Origin of the sequence: Halofilum ochraceum, assembly GCF_001614315.2 — a bacterium.
In the GTDB taxonomy this organism is placed as follows: Bacteria; Pseudomonadota; Gammaproteobacteria; order XJ16; family Halofilaceae; genus Halofilum; species Halofilum ochraceum.
This window is the reverse complement of sequence record NZ_LVEG02000004.1, coordinates 496945-515250: the sequence shown is the minus strand read 5'-3', so window position 1 is coordinate 515250 and position 18306 is coordinate 496945. Positions and strand designations below refer to the sequence as shown.

Here is an 18306-nt window from a genome sequence, read left to right as displayed (position 1 = left end):
GATCACTCAGCGCGGCGGACAAGGCTGAACGTACTCGCGGGCCACATCGATCACGGCGAGATCCTGCAGAAAGCGCCGCCCGAGCAGGACTCCGTAGGTCAAATGTCCGCGATCGGCGAGCGTGTACTCGACCCGTCGTTCGAGCGGACCGATCCGCGTCGGCAGGCGTATCACCGGACGTTCATCTTCCCCTGACGCCTGGATGATGGTGACCCGGCGCTGGACCTCGGCCTCGACCCGCACGCCCACCTCCTCTTCATTCTCGGCCTCGGCCGCGGACTCGACCGCATCCATGACTTCTTCGAATACGTCCTCATCCTCACCGGCGCCATCCTCCGCGCCGGACGCGGCCTCGTCACCTGAACCGGCGCGCGGAATCCGAAAGCGAACCCAGGGATCGCCGTCGCGCTCGAACTGTTCGATATCGACGGCGGCCAGTGAGGCCGTATTCGCACCGGAATCGATCCGCGCGCGCAGTACGAGCTCCTGTTCCGGCAGTGCAATGCATTCCTTTGCACCAAAAATCAGCGGTTCACCGGATGTCAGCGCATTCGGATCGCGCTCCAGATCGGGGCCATCTTCGCCCTTGCCTTCGCCTTCGCCGCTGCCCGCGCCATTGTTTCCGTCGTCCCCGGACGCGTTCGATTCATCGCCGTCTCCTCCGCTGTCATCGGCCCGCTCCTCCCGATTCGCGCGCCGCTGGGCCGCCTCGAGTTCACGCAGTCCGACCAGGATCCGTTCCGAACGCCGCTCGAGCGTACCGAGACGTTCCTCGTGTTCGAGTAGCGGCTCGATCCGCTCATCCAGCAGGGCCTTCAGCCGCCGCTCGCGTTCGTCGGCCCAGCGCTCCTCGAGCGTGCGGTACTCGTCGACCGTCAGTGCCTGACTGCCCGACGTCCATGCACAGCCGCCGAGCGTCAAGGCAATGGTCGCGACAATGAGGGCCGAAAGGCACCGAGGGCTGGACGAACGAATCACTCCCCGGCTGCGTGGGCACGGCAGCATTGTTCAACACTCCATCGCAAGGCTGGAATCCGCTGCGGCCAGCGGTAATGGTCCGGATTGAGCGTGATGAAGGATCTTTACGGCGAGTGCACACGCCCCGGATTCTGCTCAATGGATCCGGTACAAGCCGGCATCCACACTGCGCATGTCAGAATGCGAGCGCCGAACGCTGAAGCATACCAGGCGACACCGGAGCGGCATAGTTACGGTTTCTTCAGATCACGCAGCGCGATCTCGCGCAAAGGGAGTGGGTATAAACCCTGAACGGGTCGCGTGGCAAATAGACACTACCAGCCCTGCGCGATACATTGCCAGCAACGAAGCGCATGAGTCCTGTCATTGTCCTCTACCTCCCGCCAACCGCCGCGTTGCTGGCAGACAACGACCGCGCAGCGAAGGGTCGAGCGTGCCCCCTGTAACGGGGGATGACCTGCATGAAACTGGCGCGCCTATCCAATGTCAGTATTGCCGGCTGCGTAACCGGCCTGGCCGCGCTGCTGCTGATCGGCCTGATCGCGTATGACGATATGCGAGCGAGGCAGGCCGAGCTCGTCGAACTGATCGAGCTGCAAAAACGCCTCGACGATCTGTCCGCCGCGAGTGACCGCCAACTCCTGCTCGGAGCCGACCAGCAAAGCGATGGCGCTTTCCGCACCCGTGCGGCGTCGCTTCGCAGGGAGTTGCGCGCCATGGGCGACGAATACCCGGCGGCCCAGGCCGCCGCCCAGGAAATCGATCGGATGATCGAGGCGCTTGCGGATGCCAACGCGTTGGCGACGGAACCGGTAACGGAGCCGGCGGAGTCGAACGCCCCCGGAGCGCTGGATATCTCACCGCGCGCGCGGAGCCTCATGGACCGCGTCGCCAGCCACGGCGTCGCACTCGACACGGCCCTGTATCAGCTGCTGCGCGACCGCCAGCAGGGTATCGCCACCGATGCGATGTGGATCGCCGGCAGCTTCGCCGCGGCGGCGCTGTCGTTCGGAATACTGTCGCTGGCCGCATTCGGGCTGATCCATCGCCGCATGGGTGGGCCCATACAGGAGTTGGCGAGCACGATCGACCGGATCCGCGCGGGGGAGTCCGGCCTGCGCGCCGCCGGTCGTGGCGACAACGAACTCTCGCGCCTCGCCGATGCCTTCAACCGGCTGCTCGACGAGCGTGACGCAGCCGACGACCGCATCGCGGCGCAACAACGGGCCCTGGAGGATCGCGAGCGGATGCTGATCGACTCACAGCGCATTGCGCAGATCGGCAGCTGGCGCCTCATGGTCCACGAAGACCGCCTCGAGTGGTCGGAGGAGACCTTCCGCATCCTGGGACTCGACCCCGCGCTGGGAGAACCGACGCCAGAGGCGTTTCTGGAGCTCGTGCACCCTGACGATCGCGCCCATCTGCTGGACGTGCGCACTCGCCTGCGGGACGAAAATCTCCGGCACGATTTCGAGTTCCGTATCGTCCGCCCAGATGGATCGACCCGCCGGGTCCATGAACTCGCCGAAACCGAGACCGACGCGTCGGGCAATACCGTCGCGCTCACGGGAACGATCCAGGACATTACCGAGTGGCACAAGGTGGAGCAGCGACTCCGGCAATACCACCATCTGATCGAGTCCGGCAGCGATTTATTCTGCGTGATCGATTCGAGTCATCACTACGTGCTCGCCAATGACGGCTACGCGGCACTCTACGGGCTGACCCGGGAGTCGATTGAAGGACTGCATCTGCTCGATATCCTCAGCCGTGAGTTCTACGACCGCGAAGTCGTGCCGCGACTCGATCGCTGCCTCGCCGGGGAATCGCTGAGTTTCGAGGGCGATCGCACCTACGCGCATCTCGGCACGCGTCATTTCCTGATCCGGTATTTCCCGATCACGGCGAGCGAGGGCAAAGGACAGAATATCGGCGCGGTCATGACCGACCTCACCGACGTCCGCCACGCCGAGGAGACGCTGCGCGAGCAGGCGCAGCTGCTCGATATGGCCGGCCGGGTCGCGCGGTTCGGCGGCTGGTGGGTGGACCTCGACAGCGCTCGGATTCACTGGTCGGACATGGTCGCGGAGATTCACGGCATGCCGGCAGGCTATGCGCCCACGGTCGATGAGGGATTGGCGTTCTATGCGCCCGAATACCGCGAGGCCATGCGCGCACGCTTTACCGCGTGTGCCGAAAACGGCATCGCCTATGACGAAGAAATGCAGATCCTCGATGCCCACGGGCAACGGGTCTGGGTCCGGGTCGTGGCCGAGCCGGTCCACGACCTGAGCGGCCGGATCTACTGCGTACAGGGCGCGTTCCAGGATATATCCGCGAACAAGGAAGCCGACGAGGAGCTGGAACGCATCAATGCACGGCTTGCGAATGTCCTCGAGAGCATCAGCGACGCCTTTTTCACCCTGACACCGGAGTGGCGCTTCGATTACGTCAACAGCGCGGCCGGCGACCTGCTCGGGCGCGGTCACGCCGAGCTCGTCGGCAAGCATGTATGGACGGAATTTCCGGCGGCGGTGGGCACGCCGATCGAGCGGGAATACCGGCGCGCGATGCGCGAGCGCGTCACCGTCGCGCTCGAGGAATACTACGAACCACTCGAAATCTGGTTCGATATCCGGGCCTACCCGACCGAAGAGGGACTGGCCGTGTATTTCCGCGACGTCACCGAACGCCGCAGGATGGAGGAACAGCTCCGCAACCGGGAGGAAGAACTCCGTGTGTCGCGTGACGAGTTGGCCGCGACGCTCGAAACGCGGCAGATGCTGATCAACGCATTGCCCGCCCATATCGCGCTGCTCGATGCAGACGGCACGATACGGGACGTCAATCGGCAGTGGCGCCACTTCGGTATGGAGAACGCCAACCCCGACCCCGAAACCGGGGTCGGACAGAACTATCTCCGGATCTGCGATGGTGCAACCGGCGATTGCGCCGACGAAGCGGCGGAGGCCCGCACCGGACTTGCCGATGTGCTGAATGGCGAGCGCGAGACGTTTGTCCTGGAGTACCCGTGTCACGCCCCCGACCGTGCGCGCTGGTTCCGGATGATGGCCAACCGTCTGGGTGGCGAACTCGTATCCGGCGCGGTCGTCATGCACGTGGACATCACGGAACGCAAACTGGCCGAGCAGGAACTCAATCGGCTGGCCTACCAGGACGCTCTCACCCGTCTGCCGTCACGCAACGGCTTCGTGCAGTCACTGGCGGATCGCCTGTGGCAACTGGGATGGCAACCGAGTGCAATGATCGTCATGTTCGATATCCAGCGGCACCGGGATATCAACGACAGTCACGGCTATGCGGTCGGTGACCAGCTGCTGCGGACGGTCGCTGAACGGGTCAACGAGATGCTCGGGGAGGACGCGCTCGCGGGACGCGTGGGCGGAGATGAGTTCGTCGTCTATCTGCCGGAACACCCGGACTTGAGCGCCGCGGAGCTGCGCGCGCAGATCGACGCCCTCTTCGATCAGCCGTTCGAACTTGATGGTCTGCAGCTCGATGTGACCGCCCGGTTCGGCTATACGCTGCTCGGCGACGAGCCACGCGCGCACGAGGAACTGCTGCGCGAGGCGGAACTGGCGCTCTTCGAGAGCACGGGGAGCGACAACAATAACTACTGGACCGCGTACACCAGCGCGATCGATCATGAAGTGCGTCAACGCGTGGAGATCACGCAGGAACTGCGCCAGGCCCTCGCCGGGGATGAATTCCAGCTCCACTTCCAGCCGAAGGTCCGACTGGACACCGGCGAGCTGATCGCGAGCGAGGCGCTGCTGCGCTGGTATCACCCCGAACATGGCCTGCGCTCACCCGCCACGTTCGTCACGATCGCCGAACAGAGCCAGTTGATCGGCCCGATCGGCGACTGGGCGCTGAACGAGGCCTGCCGGCATCTGCGCGAATGGCAGGACGCGAAGCTGGACATCGTGCGCGTGGCGGTCAACGTCTCGCTGGTGCAGTTCATGGTGGGCGATTTCCCGGAGACCGTGCGTTCCGCATTGCAGCGCCACGATGTGCCGCCACAAGCGCTGACGCTGGAGATCACGGAGAGTGTATTCGAGCGCGAATCGGAGAATCTCAATCAACAACTGCGCACGCTGCACGACATGGGCGTACGCCTGTCCCTGGACGACTTTGGAACGGGGTATTCGTCGCTGCTGTACCTGCAGCGCTATCCATTCGACGAGATCAAGATCGATAAGGGCTTCGTCCGGCGTATGCTGGAAGATCCCTACAGCCGCCAGATCGTGACCACCGTGCTCGGCGTGGCCGGTGCCCTGAACGCGGAGGTCGTCGCCGAAGGCGTCGAGAGCGCGGCCGAGCGCGACGCGCTGCTCGGGATGGGCTGCCGTATCGGTCAGGGTTTTTATTACAGCATGCCGCTGGAGTCGGAGGATTTCCGCTGGCTGCTGGAGCAGCGGTCCCACCTGCCGATTTCGCATGCAGGCGGCGCCGGCTAAGCTGCCCGATCGATGAACCGGGCAACGCCCGGACACACGCAAACCGGAGAGTCGACCCATGGGGCAAGCGGATACCCCACTGACCAAACGCCCGACCGGTATCGCCGGGCTCGACGCCGTCACCCGCGGCGGTCTGCCGGATGCCGGCGGCGTGCTTGTGCTGGGCGGACCCGGTGCAGGCAAGACCATACTCGGACTGCAGATCCTCGCCAGCGCCATTGCCAACGGTGATGGCGGTCTGTTCATCTCATTCGAGGAATCCCCCGCGCAGATTCTGCGGGATGCCGGCTCGTTCGACTGGGGTGAGACCCTCACCGAATCGGATGCGTGGGCGCTGCTCGATGGCCGGCCACCGGTGGATGCGACCGCCTCGGGGGGCTTCGACCTCGAGGGCCTGCTGGCGATTGCCGGGCAGCGTCTCGATCACCTCGGCGGCGGCTGGTTGATCCTGGACGGCATCGATCAACTGCTGTCTCTGGAACCGGACGCGCGGGCCGCGCTCGACCAGATCCGACATCTCAACGACTGGTGCGAAGCGCGCCGCGTCACGCTGCTGCTGAGCGGCAAGCGGGCCAGCGCCGATGCGGCACGGCCACTGGATCTCGAGGGCATCGAGTTCATGCTCTCCACCGTGCTGGTGCTGTCAGCGGAACTCGTGGGGCGGCGCCTGAATCGTCGCTTCCGGATCGCGAAGTACCGCGGGAGCGCGCACGTCACCGACGAGTTGCCGATGGTCATGGACGATGCCGGGCTGCACCTGCCCTATAGCGCAGCCAATCAATCACGCCACGCCCCCGTTTCGTATGAACGTGTCGGCATGGGCATTCCGCGCCTGGACCACATCCTCGGTGGCGGTATCTATCGGGGCTCCACCGTCCTCGTGTCCGGCGCGCCCGGGACCGCGAAAACGACGCTCGCGGTCGGTTTCGCGCGGGCGGCGGTCGACCGTGGCGAACGGGTGCTCTATCTGACCTTCGACGAACTGGGTGACCGGATCGTCCGCAACGCCGCCTCGGTCGGGATCGAACTGCAGCCGGGCATCGATTCCGGGCTGCTGAGGATCGAATCGCGCGAGGCCTGGAACGCGCTGGTGGAGGAGCATTTCATCACCATCCACCGCTGGCTCGATGCGTTCCAGCCGGACTGCATGGTCATCGATCCGGTCTCGGCACTGCTGAAGTCGGCCAGCGCCGACAGCGCCTACATGACCACCGAGCGGATCCTTGGCGAGGCGCGCGCACGGGGCATCACGATCCTGTTGACGTCCCTGATCGATACCGAGAGCCAGGAGCAGGAATCGACGCTGAGCCATGTATCGACCCTGGCCGACAGCTGGATCTCGCTGGAATACCGGGTCCATGGCGGCGAACGCAATCGTGCCCTGTCGATCGTGAAATCCCGGGGCTCCGCGCACTCCAATCAGGTACGGGAACTGCTGTTGTCGGATGACGGCGTGGCGCTTGCCGATGTCTATGAGTACGGCTCCGAGGTCCTCATGGGTACCGCCCGGATGCAGAAGGAACATGAGGTCGCCGAGCGCAGTCGACGGGCGGAGGTGGAACGGGGACAGCGCCGGCGTGATCTGGAACGCAACATCGAACAGGCGCGGCTGCGCATGCAGGAGGCACAGAGCGAGGCCGAGCGCCTCAGCGAGGTCCTGGAGCGCGAGCGTCAGGGCGATACCGATGCCAACCATCAGGCGGATCTGCATCGACAGGACATCCGGCGCCGGCGGGCAGCGGATGATCAAACGACCGGCCCAAACCGGGGGAACGAGGAATGAATCCGGGAAACGATCGGGATAGCGGTGCGAGCGCCGACCTGGTTCTGTTCGTGACGGGTAATTCTCCGCGCTCACTGCGCGCGCGTGCCAACCTGGCGAAAGCCGTGGAAGAAACCGCCAGTGACCATATCACCGTGCGCCATGTCGACCTCCTCGAGGACACCGGGGGCATCACCGAGTACGGGATCTTCGCGACGCCGGCATTGGTCCACGTCCGCGACGGGGGAGAACCCGCGGTGCTGTACGGGGACCTGTCCAATGAAGCCGAACTGCAGCGTTTCCTCGCCAATCTCGACGGCCGCCTGAGCGCCTGAACCGCGCGCCGTCGCTCGCATGCGGCTGCCGACCAGGGAACGCTGCTTATATCAGGCGGCGCGTCGGGGAACGATGCCGGTCGGATCGCGGTGCTGCAGGCGCGGCCAACCTTCGAAGTGGCTTCATCGCTCCGTTCCGGCACCTTCCCGGTCGTCCCAGACGATTTCGCGGTAGTCGAAACCCGCCGCGATCCGCGGCTTGATCACGTCGAAATACGGCGACACATCGAAGTCGCGCGGCGCGAACAGGCTGTGGTGGCGGATATGGTGGATCTCGTCGGCGGCCTCCGGGTGGGTGCCCGGCTCGACATGCGGTAACACCGGGTAGCGGATCGACTGGAACGCCTGCGCGATCAACGACGAACAGATCGCGCGCGTGGGGTCACCACTGCCCAGCGCGAGCATCCGCCGCTTCCAGTGCCCCGGCACGGGCGGCGTCTGTATCAGGTAGCGCGCGAGGTCGAAGACGTTGCGCATGTCATACCGGTAACCGAGGCGCGAAATCATGTAGTCGCACACGCGCGCGGTCTCGGAGTCCTTCAACCCGACCGGGCGGCAGATGCGCGTGTGATACCCCGCATACAGGCTGAATGGAACCGCGCGAACGCCCTCGTTAACATCGGCCTCGATCAGTGTGCGCCGATCGCCCACCAGGCCTGGCGGATCGATGGCATCGCCGACATACAGCGCCGCGTGTGACCAGGTCGACTGTGTCAGGTACTTGATCGCCGAGCTGAGCCGGCTGGTCCCTTCCACGAGCAGCACATCGCCGGGCCGCAACGCGGCGGCCACCAACCCGGGCGGGCTGGTGGCCGGATGCGATCCGATATCACGCGATCGCGACAGATATCGCGCGAGCCATTGTCCGATCCGCTCAGGCCAACTCCGCACCACAGCCCCCTCCGCAATCATGCCCCTGCGACACCATCGGCGTGCTGCACCGATGCATGGCCACTATGCCCCGTAGCGGATACCGGCGAACAGATCCCGCGCCGGGAGGTCGCACCAGTCGCCCCGGCAGACGGGTCCGATGCACCGTGCGATCCATCACCCGCGACTACCATGCCATATTGCAATGAACACGCCCGGCGATCATCATCTTCCAGGCGAGTTGCGCGCAATCGCGTGCCCGACCAGCGAGCGGCTGAATGTACCGAGCGGCTTTGAAATCCGCCATCGTCGGCGGCGGATCCGCGCCGCCATCGAACGCACCACGCTCCCGGCGCGCCGGTTTTTCCGGCCTCCGAGCGTCCACGCTGCTGTGCCTTCTGATTCTCGGGACATTTTCATCAGCCGCGACATTCGCCGATTCCGTCAGAGACATCCGCGTCGGCGTCTATGACAATCCTCCCAGGATGGTTTCCGAGGCGGGCACGAACCACACCGCTTACGACCACGAGCTCTCTGCGCTCGAGCAGGAGCAGACATCGACATATGATGCGCTCATCGACCAATGGCTCGGGGCTGGCGGCGGCGTTCCCGCCGAGGCCCCCCTGCCGCCCGGGGCCCGCCGGCTGCTGATCATTTTGCTTGCGGTCATATTCATTACGACCGTGGGTCTGATCCTTGTCGAACTGCGGGTCCACGCGCGCACCCGGGATCTGCGCGCGCACGAGGCCGAACTCGAGCGCCATCAAGGCATGCTCGCGGACGCCCAGCAGCTTGCCGGTATCGGCAGTTGGCGCCACACGGCGGGCACCCCCCATCCCGAATGGTCACTCCAGATGTGGCGACTGCTGCGCGAGCTCCCCGATCGACTCATCCCGACCGCGGAGGCGCTGCTCGGATTCGTCCATGACGATGATCGTGACCGGGTACGCGCCGCGCATGATCGACTGTCCCCCGACACCCCGACTTCGACCGTCGAATACCGGATCGTGTGCGCCGACGATAAAGTCCGCCACGTACATGAGCGCATCGCGGCGGCGTACGACGAGCGGGGCGAACTTCGCGTGATCAACGGCACGGTCCAGGACGTGACCGAGCGCTACGAACTCGACCAGTCCGTACGTCAGTACCAGCAGCTGATCGAATCGAGCTCGGACCTCTTTTCGGTCATCGACGCGGACTACCGGTATACGTTCTGCAACGAGGCCTACGCGGCCCTGTACGAAAAACGCCCCGAGGACGTGATCGGGAAATCTGTCGCCGACATGGTGGGCTTCGATTTCTTCGATACCCGCGTACGCCCGTATATCGACCGCTGTCTCGCGGGCGAACCGCAGCGCATCGAAGTCGAACGCAACTATCAACACCTCGGCACGCGGCAACTCCTGATCCGTTCTTACCCGATCCCCGCGCCCGACGGCAAGACCATTCGTGCCGCGTCGATCCTGACGGACACCACGGAATTGCGGGAGATCGAAACGGAATTGCGGACATCGCGGGATCGGCTCGAACGGGTCCTCGAAACCCGCCAGAAGCTGATCAATGCCCTGCCCGCTCATATTGCACTGCTGGACGTCGAGGGCAACGTTCTCGATGTCAATCAGCAATGGCGCCACTACGGCGCCGCGAATGGAGGCAGCGACCCCGATTACGGTATCGGTCAGAACTATCTCGCGATCTGCAACAACGCCCAGGGTCAAAACGGCGAAGAGGCGGACCAGGTCGCTCACCTGCTCGCTGAAGTGCTCAGCGGCGCGCGCGAGACATTCGCCCTCGAATATCCCTGCCACGCCCCGGATCACCAGCGCTGGTTCCGGGTCATGGCCAACCGGATCGAAACACCCGGCGTCGATCGGCAGACCGACGGCGCGGTGGTGATGCATGTCGATATCACGGAGCGCAAGCTGGCCGAGCGGGAACTCAATCGCCTGGCCTACGAAGATCCCCTTACGGGTCTGCGCTCGCGCAACGGTTTCACGCATTCACTGCACGGAGCGCTGACCGACGAGGCCTGGCATCCGGACGCGGCAGTCGTGATCTTCGATATCGAACAGCTCCGGGACATCAACGACGCCCACGGTTACGAGACCGGGGATCGATTACTGATCGAAATCGGGCGACGCATGCGGGAAATGCTCGACGAGGACGCGATTACCAGCCGGCTCGGGGGTGATGAGTTCGCGGTGTTTCTACCCGCACATGCCAGTCGGGGCGCACTGGAATCGCGTGAGGCCCTGGCGTCCGTATTCGCCGCCCCGTTTTCGCTCGGCGAGCACGCGATCGAGGTGAGTGCAAACTTCGGTTATACGGTACTCGGTCCGTCGCCGCGCCCCGTAGAGGAACTCCTGCGCGAGGCGGAGCTCGCACTCTTCCAGAAGCAGCATGCCGACGGGGCGAGAGAATGGACGCCCTATACCGCGGCCCTGGACGACGCCACGCGCGAGCGGATCTCGGTCACCGGGGAGCTGCGACGGGCACTGTCGAACGACGAATTCGAACTGCACTATCATCCGAAGGTGACGCTGGATACGGGAGCGCTCGTCGCCAGCGAGGCCCTGATCCGCTGGAACCATCCCCAACGGGGACTGCAGTCACCGGGAACCTTTATCCCGATCGCCGAGCAGAGCCAGTTGATCGGCCCGATCGGCGACTGGGCGGTGCGCGAGGCCTGTCGTCAGCTGCGCGAGTGGCGCGACGCGGGACTCGAGATCGTCCGCGTCGCCGTCAACGTCTCGGTGGTGCAATTCACCGTGGGGGATTTTGCCGCCACCGTTCGCGATGCCCTCGATGCCCACGGCGTGGAACCGGCATCCCTGACGCTCGAGATTACCGAGAGCGTTTTCGAACGTGAGTCCGAGCTGCTCCAGCTCCAGCTGCGAACCCTGCACCAGCTCGGTGTACAGTTATCACTCGATGATTTCGGCACGGGGTATTCTTCCCTGCTCTATCTGCAGCGATACCCGTTCGATGAAATCAAGATCGACCAGGGATTCGTCCGCTGGATGCTGGACGATGAATACAGCCGCCGGATCGTTCAGACGGTGCTCGGCGTCGCCGGTGCGCTCGGGGCGGACGTGGTCGCCGAGGGTGTGGAAAACGAAGCGGTGCGAGACGCCCTGTTCGCAATGGGCTGCCGCATCGGCCAAGGGTTCCACTACAGCATGCCACTGGCAGCGGAGGATTTCCGCTGGCTGCTGGCGCGACGCTCAACGCTGCCGCTGGCAAGCGGCGCGGAGGTCTGAACCGCCGTACCCGCTCACTCCCCGGGGCAGCCCTTCAGGGCCTCCGCCGCCAGGGCAAACGCGACCCGATCACGGCCGTCGCCCTTGGCCCGGTACAACGCCCGATCGGCCGCACCGACAAAGGCGTCCCGCGTGTCCACCCCCTGCAGGTCGGCGACACCGAAACTCGCGGTAATGCCGCCGACGCCGGGGAACGGGGTCAACTTGATGCGGCCACGTATCCGCTCGGCCAGCTCCCCCGCCTCGGCCACACTGGTCTCGGGCAGCAGTACGGCGAACTCCTCACCGCCCCATCGACAGACCGTATCGGCATCACGGACGCACTCCTGAAGCAAAGCCGCGACCCCTTCAAGAACCCGGTCGCCGACGGCATGACCGTGAAAGTCATTGACCGCCTTGAAATGATCGATATCCATGAAGACCAGACTCAGCGGTCGCTGATAGCGATGGGCCGTGCTGTACAGCGCCTCCAGCCGTTCCTCGAATACACGGCGATTCCACACCCCCGTCAGCCAGTCGCATTCGGCGCGCCGCCGGTCACTGACGTCACGTACGAGGACATACACCCCGGCCACCTCACCGCCTGCCGCGATATGCGGGATGTAGTCGGCCTCGATCGGCCGCGTTCCGCCATAGCGGTAGGGGATTTCGGCCTCGTAGGTGACCCGTTCACCGGTAAGGGCCGCTTCGAGGCGCGGCTCGATTTCTTCATAGGCGCTGTCGCCCACGATCTCGCGTATATGCCGCCCGATGATCTCGATGCGTTCCAGACCGAACCACTGCCGATACGCATCATTGACCTCGCGGTAGCGCTTTTCAGCGTCGATATACGAAACCAGCGCCGGCAGCGCATCCACCAGGAGCTGCCGCCGCTGACGTTCGCGCTCGTACTGCGATGCGCCTTCGAGCGAGGCCGCGAGCACTTCGGAGGCCCGCCGGAGCACCTGCACATCACCATCGGAGAACGCATCCGGTTCGCCCGAGTAGACCTTAAGCACGCCGAAGGTCTTGCCGCCGTTGACCAGCGGCACGATGATACCCGACCGGAAACCGATGCTCTCGCAGGTATCCTGCAGCGCGACACGCTCATCCCGCGTGACGTCCATACAGATCGCCGCCTCCCCGGTCCGGTAACACCAGCCCGAGAGCGTCTCCGCCATGGGCAACTCCAACCCCAGAGAGGCCGTGGCCGTCCCGCTGGCGGCGGTGTAAACCATACGGTCGCCGACCGGTTCCTCGACCACCGCCCCGTCGGCGCCCGTGGCTTCGAGGGCCGCATCCACGACGCTGGAACGCAGCCCATCGAGCTCATGGCCGGCGGTGGCTACCTGCCGCTGCATACGGGTGACGGCCTCCAGGCGGGACCGTCGTTCTTCGAGCGCACGCAGATCGGTGACATCGCGCAGCACGGCGAGCAGCCGTGAAGGCGGCCCAGACTCCGGGAACGGCTGGATCCGCCATTCCAGCCGCATTGGCAGACCGTCGCGGTCGTAATTGACGAACTCGCCTTTGTAGGGGCGCCCGGCGGCGAGCGCCGCATGCAGCTCCGCGATCGCGGTGGCATCCGTGCCCGCCCCCATCAGGACCCGCGCCGGACCGCCCACGACCTCGCCCGGGGCGTAACCGGTCAGGTGTTCGAAGGCCGAATTGACATAAAGGACCGTCGGCCCGGGCTCTTCGAGTCGGGTATCCGTCACGAGCACGGCATCGCCGACGGCATTCAGGCCAGCCAGCAGGACGTCCCGGGCGGGTTCTTCCATCACACGCACTACCATGTTGGTGAGCACTGCCCCCCGAACACCCGACTCATCGCGGGCCCGGGGAATGGCCCGGCGGTCTGCAAAAACCTTGCCACCGACCGGCGCCCTATACCACAGAAGTCTCGCACACGGGACGGGACCGGAAAATCGGCATCGCCGAGCCCGGACGCGTGCTGCGGCGGGCCTGACAATGCTTGCCAATGCCTCCGCCAAGTGGATGATAGGGGCAATCACGAACAAAGGACGACACCAATGCTGAAAAAACTCTTCGGCGGCCGCGGCGCAAAGGCGACCCGCGGGCCGCTCCAGCCGGGCGAGACGGCCGCACAGGAGCGCTATGAGGGTTGCGAACTGCTGGCGCGCCCGATCCGCGAGGGCAATGTCTGGCGTGTGGCGGGGACGGTCCGCAGCGGCGAAGGCGACGCGGCGGAGGAGCAGGACTTCGTGCGCGCGGACACCATGGCCGACCACGACGAGGCGGTGCAGATGTCCCTGCTCAAGGCGCGGCAGCTGGTCGATGAACGCGGTCGCGGACTGTCCCATCGCGGCTGACGCGAGGCCACTCCATCCCGGGCCGGCCGATTCCCCGCACGGCCGGCCGCCTACGGTTCACACTGCATCGATGCCCCGGCTCCTGTTCATACTCGCGCTGTCCGTCGGCCTCGCGGGCGCCGCTCACGCGGAGCAGACCCGCTGGATTCAGACCGACCGGTCGTGGGATCGCCTGCCCGACACTGCCACCAGCGGCCCGCGCGCGACGCTGGCGGCAGCGGCCCGCGCCCTCGGCGACCAGCCGATCCAGCTGGCCGGGATCCGGGTCGATCGGGATCTGCTCGACGGACTCGCGGCGACACCGGCCGAAGAACCATTGCTGCGGGCCGCGCGCGAGGCGATCGGGCGCCCGGTCGACCTGACGGATTTCCTGTACCTGCTGGATGATCTTGCCGCGGCGGGCGGCACCGGTCTGCATGGCCAGACGGTGCACCTGCCCTCGGGCCGTGCCCGCGCAGCCGGCATCTTGCTGCACCCCGACGACGTATTCGACGGCGAACCGCGGCGCTATGGCGGCCGCCGCCTGGCCATCTACCAACCCCGGCGCCCCGCCGAACTCGAGCCGGCTAACGATGGTGATCCGCTGGGCCCGCGCTGGACGGCGCGCTATCGCAATCCCGACGATGGCGACGAGATGCTGGAGGCGCTGAGCGCGGCGGGCGGCGCCGATTTCGCCCGCCGAATCCGCTCACTGCTCGAACAGTTCCGGGCCCAGGGGGCGGATGCCTGGGTGTTCTCCACGGTGCGCAGCCGCGAACGCGGTTATCTGATCTACGGTGCGTTCATCCTGAGCCGGGCCAGCAGCGAGGCGATCGTCAACGAACGCATCGAGACCCTCGAGCGGCTCAATCGCGAGTGGGATCTCGATATCCCCATCCGCTGGCGGCACCCGGAAGGCTGGCGGGCCACGGTCGATGCGGCCGACGCGATGGCGAATGCCTACAACGTCGTCTATGCAACCCGCAGCGGGGCCCGTTATTCCAGCCACTACGGCGCCAGCGCCGCCGACTTCGCGGCGATGGCCCTGCCGCGCGAACTCACGCTCACCGCGCCCGACGGCAGCCGGCGCACATTTGACCTCTCCGACCCGGATCATCCGCGTGACCTGAACCTGTCACCCGAGCTGATCGGATGGGTCGAGGAACACTTCGGGATGAAGAAACTGCGAAGTGATTATCCGCACTGGACGGACGCTGTCGGGGACTGACGTGGAGTGGTTGGGGATCTGGAAGCGTGGGTCTGGGGTTCCCGCCAAGGCGCGGAGGGCGCCAGGGGACGCGAAGGACGGCAGAACCTGTAGGAGCGAGCTTGCTCGCGATCGTGCGCGTCAGACGGTTGGTTGTTACAGCAGCGATAGGCGAGGCCCGCGGAATTCGTGAGGTATCGCAGAAAGCCGATTCGCCGTGCGGGTACGATCGCGAGCAAGCTCGCTCCTACAATAAGTCTCACCGCGCACCTTCGAATTTCTTCGCGTCCCCTGGCGCCCTTTGCGCCTTGGCGAGAACCCCGAACCCACGACTCCACCCCACAACCACCACACGCCAGTCCCCAACCTCTACAAAGCGGCCCCCAAAGAGCGTAGCCTCGCGTCGCCCGGCAGAGGATCGCCGGTGTGGAGGGGTTGATGCGTATCTGGCTGTATATCGCCACCGTGATCGTCGCGACCGCGTTCACCGCGGCCGGCAACGGCATGATGGCCACGTTCGTGCCGATCCGGCTCGACCTGGTCGGCAGCAGCCAGGACGCGGTCGGTGTCGTCGTCACGGCCTATGCCATCGGTATGCTGCTGGGCTGTATCTTCTCCGGGCACCTGATCCGCGGAGTCGGCCATATCCGCGCCTTTGCCGCCTTCGCCGCCACCGGGACAATCGCAACGCTTTTGATGAGCGGCTGGGTGACCGTGCCGCTTTGGATCGTGCTGCGCCTGGCGGGTGGTTTCTGCACCACGGCCATGTTCATCACCGCACAGTCCTGGCTGAACGAGGTCTGCGAGACGGACTACCGTGGCCGGGTGATGTCGATGTTCTATCTCGGCTACACCGTGTCGCTCGGCCTGGGCGCGCTGGTGATGAGCCGGGTGTCCGCCGAGACGGCGACGCCGTTCCTGATCCACGCGGGTTTCTACGCCGCCTCCGTCATCCCCATTGCCCTGACCCGGCTGCAGACGCCGCCGGCCCCGGAACGCATCGCCGTACGCCTGCGCGAGGTGTACCGCATCTCCCCGGTCGGTCTGGTCGGGGCCTACGCCTCCGGGTCACTGGGCATGACCATGATGGGTGTGGGGCCGATGTACGGCACCGCGATCGGCCTGAGTGCCCAGGACATCGCGCTGACCATGGCGGCGCTGCAGGTCGGAAACCTTGCGATCCAGTGGCCGCTCGGCTGGCTGTCGGACCGCGTGGACCGACGTTACGTGATCGTGGGTGCCGCCTTCTCCGTGGTGCTGGTATCGATCGCGATTCTCGTTGCCGGTGAGGCGACGCTTTTGCTGCTGGTATTCCTGTTCGGTCTGTGGGGTGGCCTCGCCGAATCGATCTATGCCGTGTCGACCGCGCACGCGAATGATCGTACCCGGGTGGGCGATTACGTGGTCGTTTCGTCGACGGTGCTGGTCGTCTGGGCCACCGGGAGCACGGTCGGCCCCATGCTGGCGACCGGTGCCATCCGGCTGTTCGGCCCCGCCGGCATCTGGATCTTCTTTATCGCCGTAAGCGGCCTGTTCGCCGCGTTCGTCGCCTGGCGTCTGCTCCAGCGGGCCGGCCCGCGCGAGGCCCAGCAGGAGCCCTTCCACACGGTACCGGCCTCGCCGCAGATTCCGGAATGGAATCCGTACTGGCACGAGGAAGACGGGCCGGAAACGGCCGCTGATCATGACCGCGGCAGAACGTCGACGTAGGCCGGCTTTTGCCGAAGGCAACAGCCGGCATGCACCTGTACCGGACTGTGGCCTCATCCGCCGGCTGGCTCCTGTCGCGTCGCCTTCGGCTCCTCGCAGCGATGCCGTCGGTCGCAAGCCGGCCTGCAATGATGTGAGAAAGGCGGCAGGATTTCAGGGTGCGTCGGCGCCCAGAAAGTGCTCCACCATGGGCGCGAAGCGCTCATGGTCGATGAGGAAGGAGTCGTGCCCCTGGATGGACTCGAGTTCGTGCATCGACACCTCGACGCCCGCGCCATCCAGCAGCGCGGCGATCTCGTGCTGCTGGGCGACGGGGAACAGCCAATCGGTCGTGACGCCGGCCACCAGCGCACGTCGGGCATCGATGGGCCGCATGCCGGCCTCGAGCGAGCCGCCGCCGTGATCGGCGATGTCGAACAGATCCATGGCGTGGGACAGATAGAGGTAGCAGTTGGCATCGAAGCCGCCGACAAACCGGCGCGCGTTGTACTCCAGGTAGCCCTCGATCTCGAACTCGGGCCCGAGCGGGACCGCGCCGGCACGCTCGGTCTCCGCCAGGCGATTACGGCCGAATCGCTGCGACCATTCCTCCCCCGAGCGGTAGGACATTACGCCGAGCTTGCGCGCGAGCCGCATCCCTTCTTTCGGGCCCGCGTCATCCGCATACCAGCCACCCGCCCACTCGGGATCGCTGCGGATCATCTCGCGCTGGAGTGAGCGGATCCCGATCGCGAACGGCGTCGCATGAACCGCGGCGGAGATGCTGATCAGGTTGCGGTACGTCCCCGGGTACATGGCCGCGTAGGCGAGCACGTCCATGCCACCGAGTGAACAGCCAGCCACGGTATGGAAATGATCGATCCCGAGCGCCATGCACGCCGAGCGGGCGGCATTGACGATGTCCTCCACCGACAGCAGCGGGAACTCGATCCGATACGGCCGCCCGGTCGCCGGATCGATCGAGGCCGGTCCGGTCGAGCCGAAGCAGCTGCCGAGTGAATTGATACAGATCACGAAAAACCGATCGGTATCGATCGGCTTGCCCGGGCCGATCATGTACTCCCACCAGCCCGGCGACGGATCGTCCGCCGAGGAGGCGGCGTGTGCACTGGGCGACAGTCCGGTGAACAGCAGAATGGCATTGTCGCCGCGGCCGACCGGCTCCCCCCAGGCCTCATACGCGATCGTTGCCTGCGCCAGTTGCCCGCCGCGGTACATCGCGAACGGAGATTCGATCTGGACGTAACGACGGGCATCCGACATCCGTACAACGCTCCTGTTGGCTGGTACATCGTTGGCGGCGGGGTCCCCGTCACCGAGAAAAGCGGGCAATCTTCCCGAAACCGGCGCGCAACGTCCAGCGATGGCCAACTGGACGCCAGGGCGCTCGGCTGTCAGGTTACGCGCCCTGT

General features: G+C 65.6%; 11 protein-coding genes. 7 read left to right on the top strand and 4 right to left on the bottom strand.

Going from position 1 to position 18306, the window contains the following annotated elements:
• Positions 1 to 6: 6 nt before the first annotated feature.
• Positions 7 to 921 carry an ATP-dependent zinc protease family protein gene (locus tag A0W70_RS06380; RefSeq protein ID WP_067561522.1) on the bottom strand — a complete coding sequence of 305 codons (915 nt, stop codon included), beginning with the start codon at positions 919 to 921 and terminating at the stop codon, positions 7 to 9.
• Positions 922 to 1439: 518 nt separating this feature from the next.
• On the opposite strand from A0W70_RS06380, the gene A0W70_RS06375 reads away from it, so the two are divergent.
• From A0W70_RS06375 to A0W70_RS06365, 3 genes are read left to right on the top strand one after another with little or no spacing between them, the layout of a single operon-like run.
• Positions 1440 to 5459: an EAL domain-containing protein gene (locus tag A0W70_RS06375; RefSeq protein WP_067561520.1), complete on the top strand. Its 4020-nt coding sequence runs from the start codon at positions 1440 to 1442 to the stop codon at positions 5457 to 5459.
• A gap of 58 nt (positions 5460 to 5517) precedes the next feature.
• Positions 5518 to 7242, top strand: coding sequence for a DUF7125 family protein (locus A0W70_RS06370; RefSeq protein ID WP_067561519.1), 1725 nt, complete (start codon positions 5518 to 5520; stop codon positions 7240 to 7242).
• Positions 7239 to 7556, top strand: coding sequence for a circadian clock KaiB family protein (locus tag A0W70_RS06365; protein ID WP_067561518.1), 318 nt, complete (start codon positions 7239 to 7241; stop codon positions 7554 to 7556). Before A0W70_RS06370 ends, A0W70_RS06365 begins: the two co-directional genes overlap by 4 nt.
• A gap of 123 nt (positions 7557 to 7679) precedes the next feature.
• On the opposite strand, the gene A0W70_RS06360 is transcribed toward A0W70_RS06365, so the two are convergent.
• Positions 7680 to 8336: a YiiX/YebB-like N1pC/P60 family cysteine hydrolase gene (locus tag A0W70_RS06360; protein ID WP_245675823.1), complete on the bottom strand. Its 657-nt coding sequence runs from the start codon at positions 8334 to 8336 to the stop codon at positions 7680 to 7682.
• A gap of 575 nt (positions 8337 to 8911) precedes the next feature.
• Between A0W70_RS06360 and A0W70_RS06355 the strand changes: the two genes are divergently transcribed.
• Positions 8912 to 11686: a sensor domain-containing protein gene (locus tag A0W70_RS06355; RefSeq protein WP_067561516.1), complete on the top strand. Its 2775-nt coding sequence runs from the start codon at positions 8912 to 8914 to the stop codon at positions 11684 to 11686.
• A gap of 14 nt (positions 11687 to 11700) precedes the next feature.
• Here A0W70_RS06355 and A0W70_RS06350 read toward each other — a convergent pair whose 3' ends face one another.
• Positions 11701 to 13446, bottom strand: a complete 1746-nt coding sequence (locus tag A0W70_RS06350; protein ID WP_070988394.1) for a diguanylate cyclase — start codon at positions 13444 to 13446, stop codon at positions 11701 to 11703.
• Positions 13447 to 13698: 252 nt separating this feature from the next.
• Here A0W70_RS06350 and A0W70_RS06345 point away from each other — a divergent pair, with 252 nt between their 5' ends.
• From A0W70_RS06345 to A0W70_RS06335, 3 genes are all read left to right on the top strand, one after another.
• The gene (locus A0W70_RS06345) at positions 13699 to 13998 is read left to right on the top strand and encodes an HlyU family transcriptional regulator (protein WP_067561510.1); all 300 of its coding nucleotides are present in this window, start codon (positions 13699 to 13701) and stop codon (positions 13996 to 13998) included.
• A 70-nt stretch (positions 13999 to 14068) separates the two neighbouring features.
• A complete protein-coding gene (locus tag A0W70_RS06340) occupies positions 14069 to 15205 on the top strand; it encodes a hypothetical protein (RefSeq protein WP_067561509.1) in 1137 nt (378 codons plus the stop codon).
• A gap of 417 nt (positions 15206 to 15622) precedes the next feature.
• Entirely contained in the window at positions 15623 to 16894 is a 1272-nt protein-coding gene (locus tag A0W70_RS06335) for an MFS transporter (RefSeq protein WP_067561507.1), read from the top strand.
• A 153-nt stretch (positions 16895 to 17047) separates the two neighbouring features.
• Here A0W70_RS06335 and metX read toward each other — a convergent pair whose 3' ends face one another.
• The gene (metX, locus tag A0W70_RS06330; protein ID WP_067561506.1) at positions 17048 to 18157 is read right to left on the bottom strand and encodes a homoserine O-acetyltransferase MetX; all 1110 of its coding nucleotides are present in this window, start codon (positions 18155 to 18157) and stop codon (positions 17048 to 17050) included.
• Between the last annotated feature and the right edge of the window lie 149 nt (positions 18158 to 18306).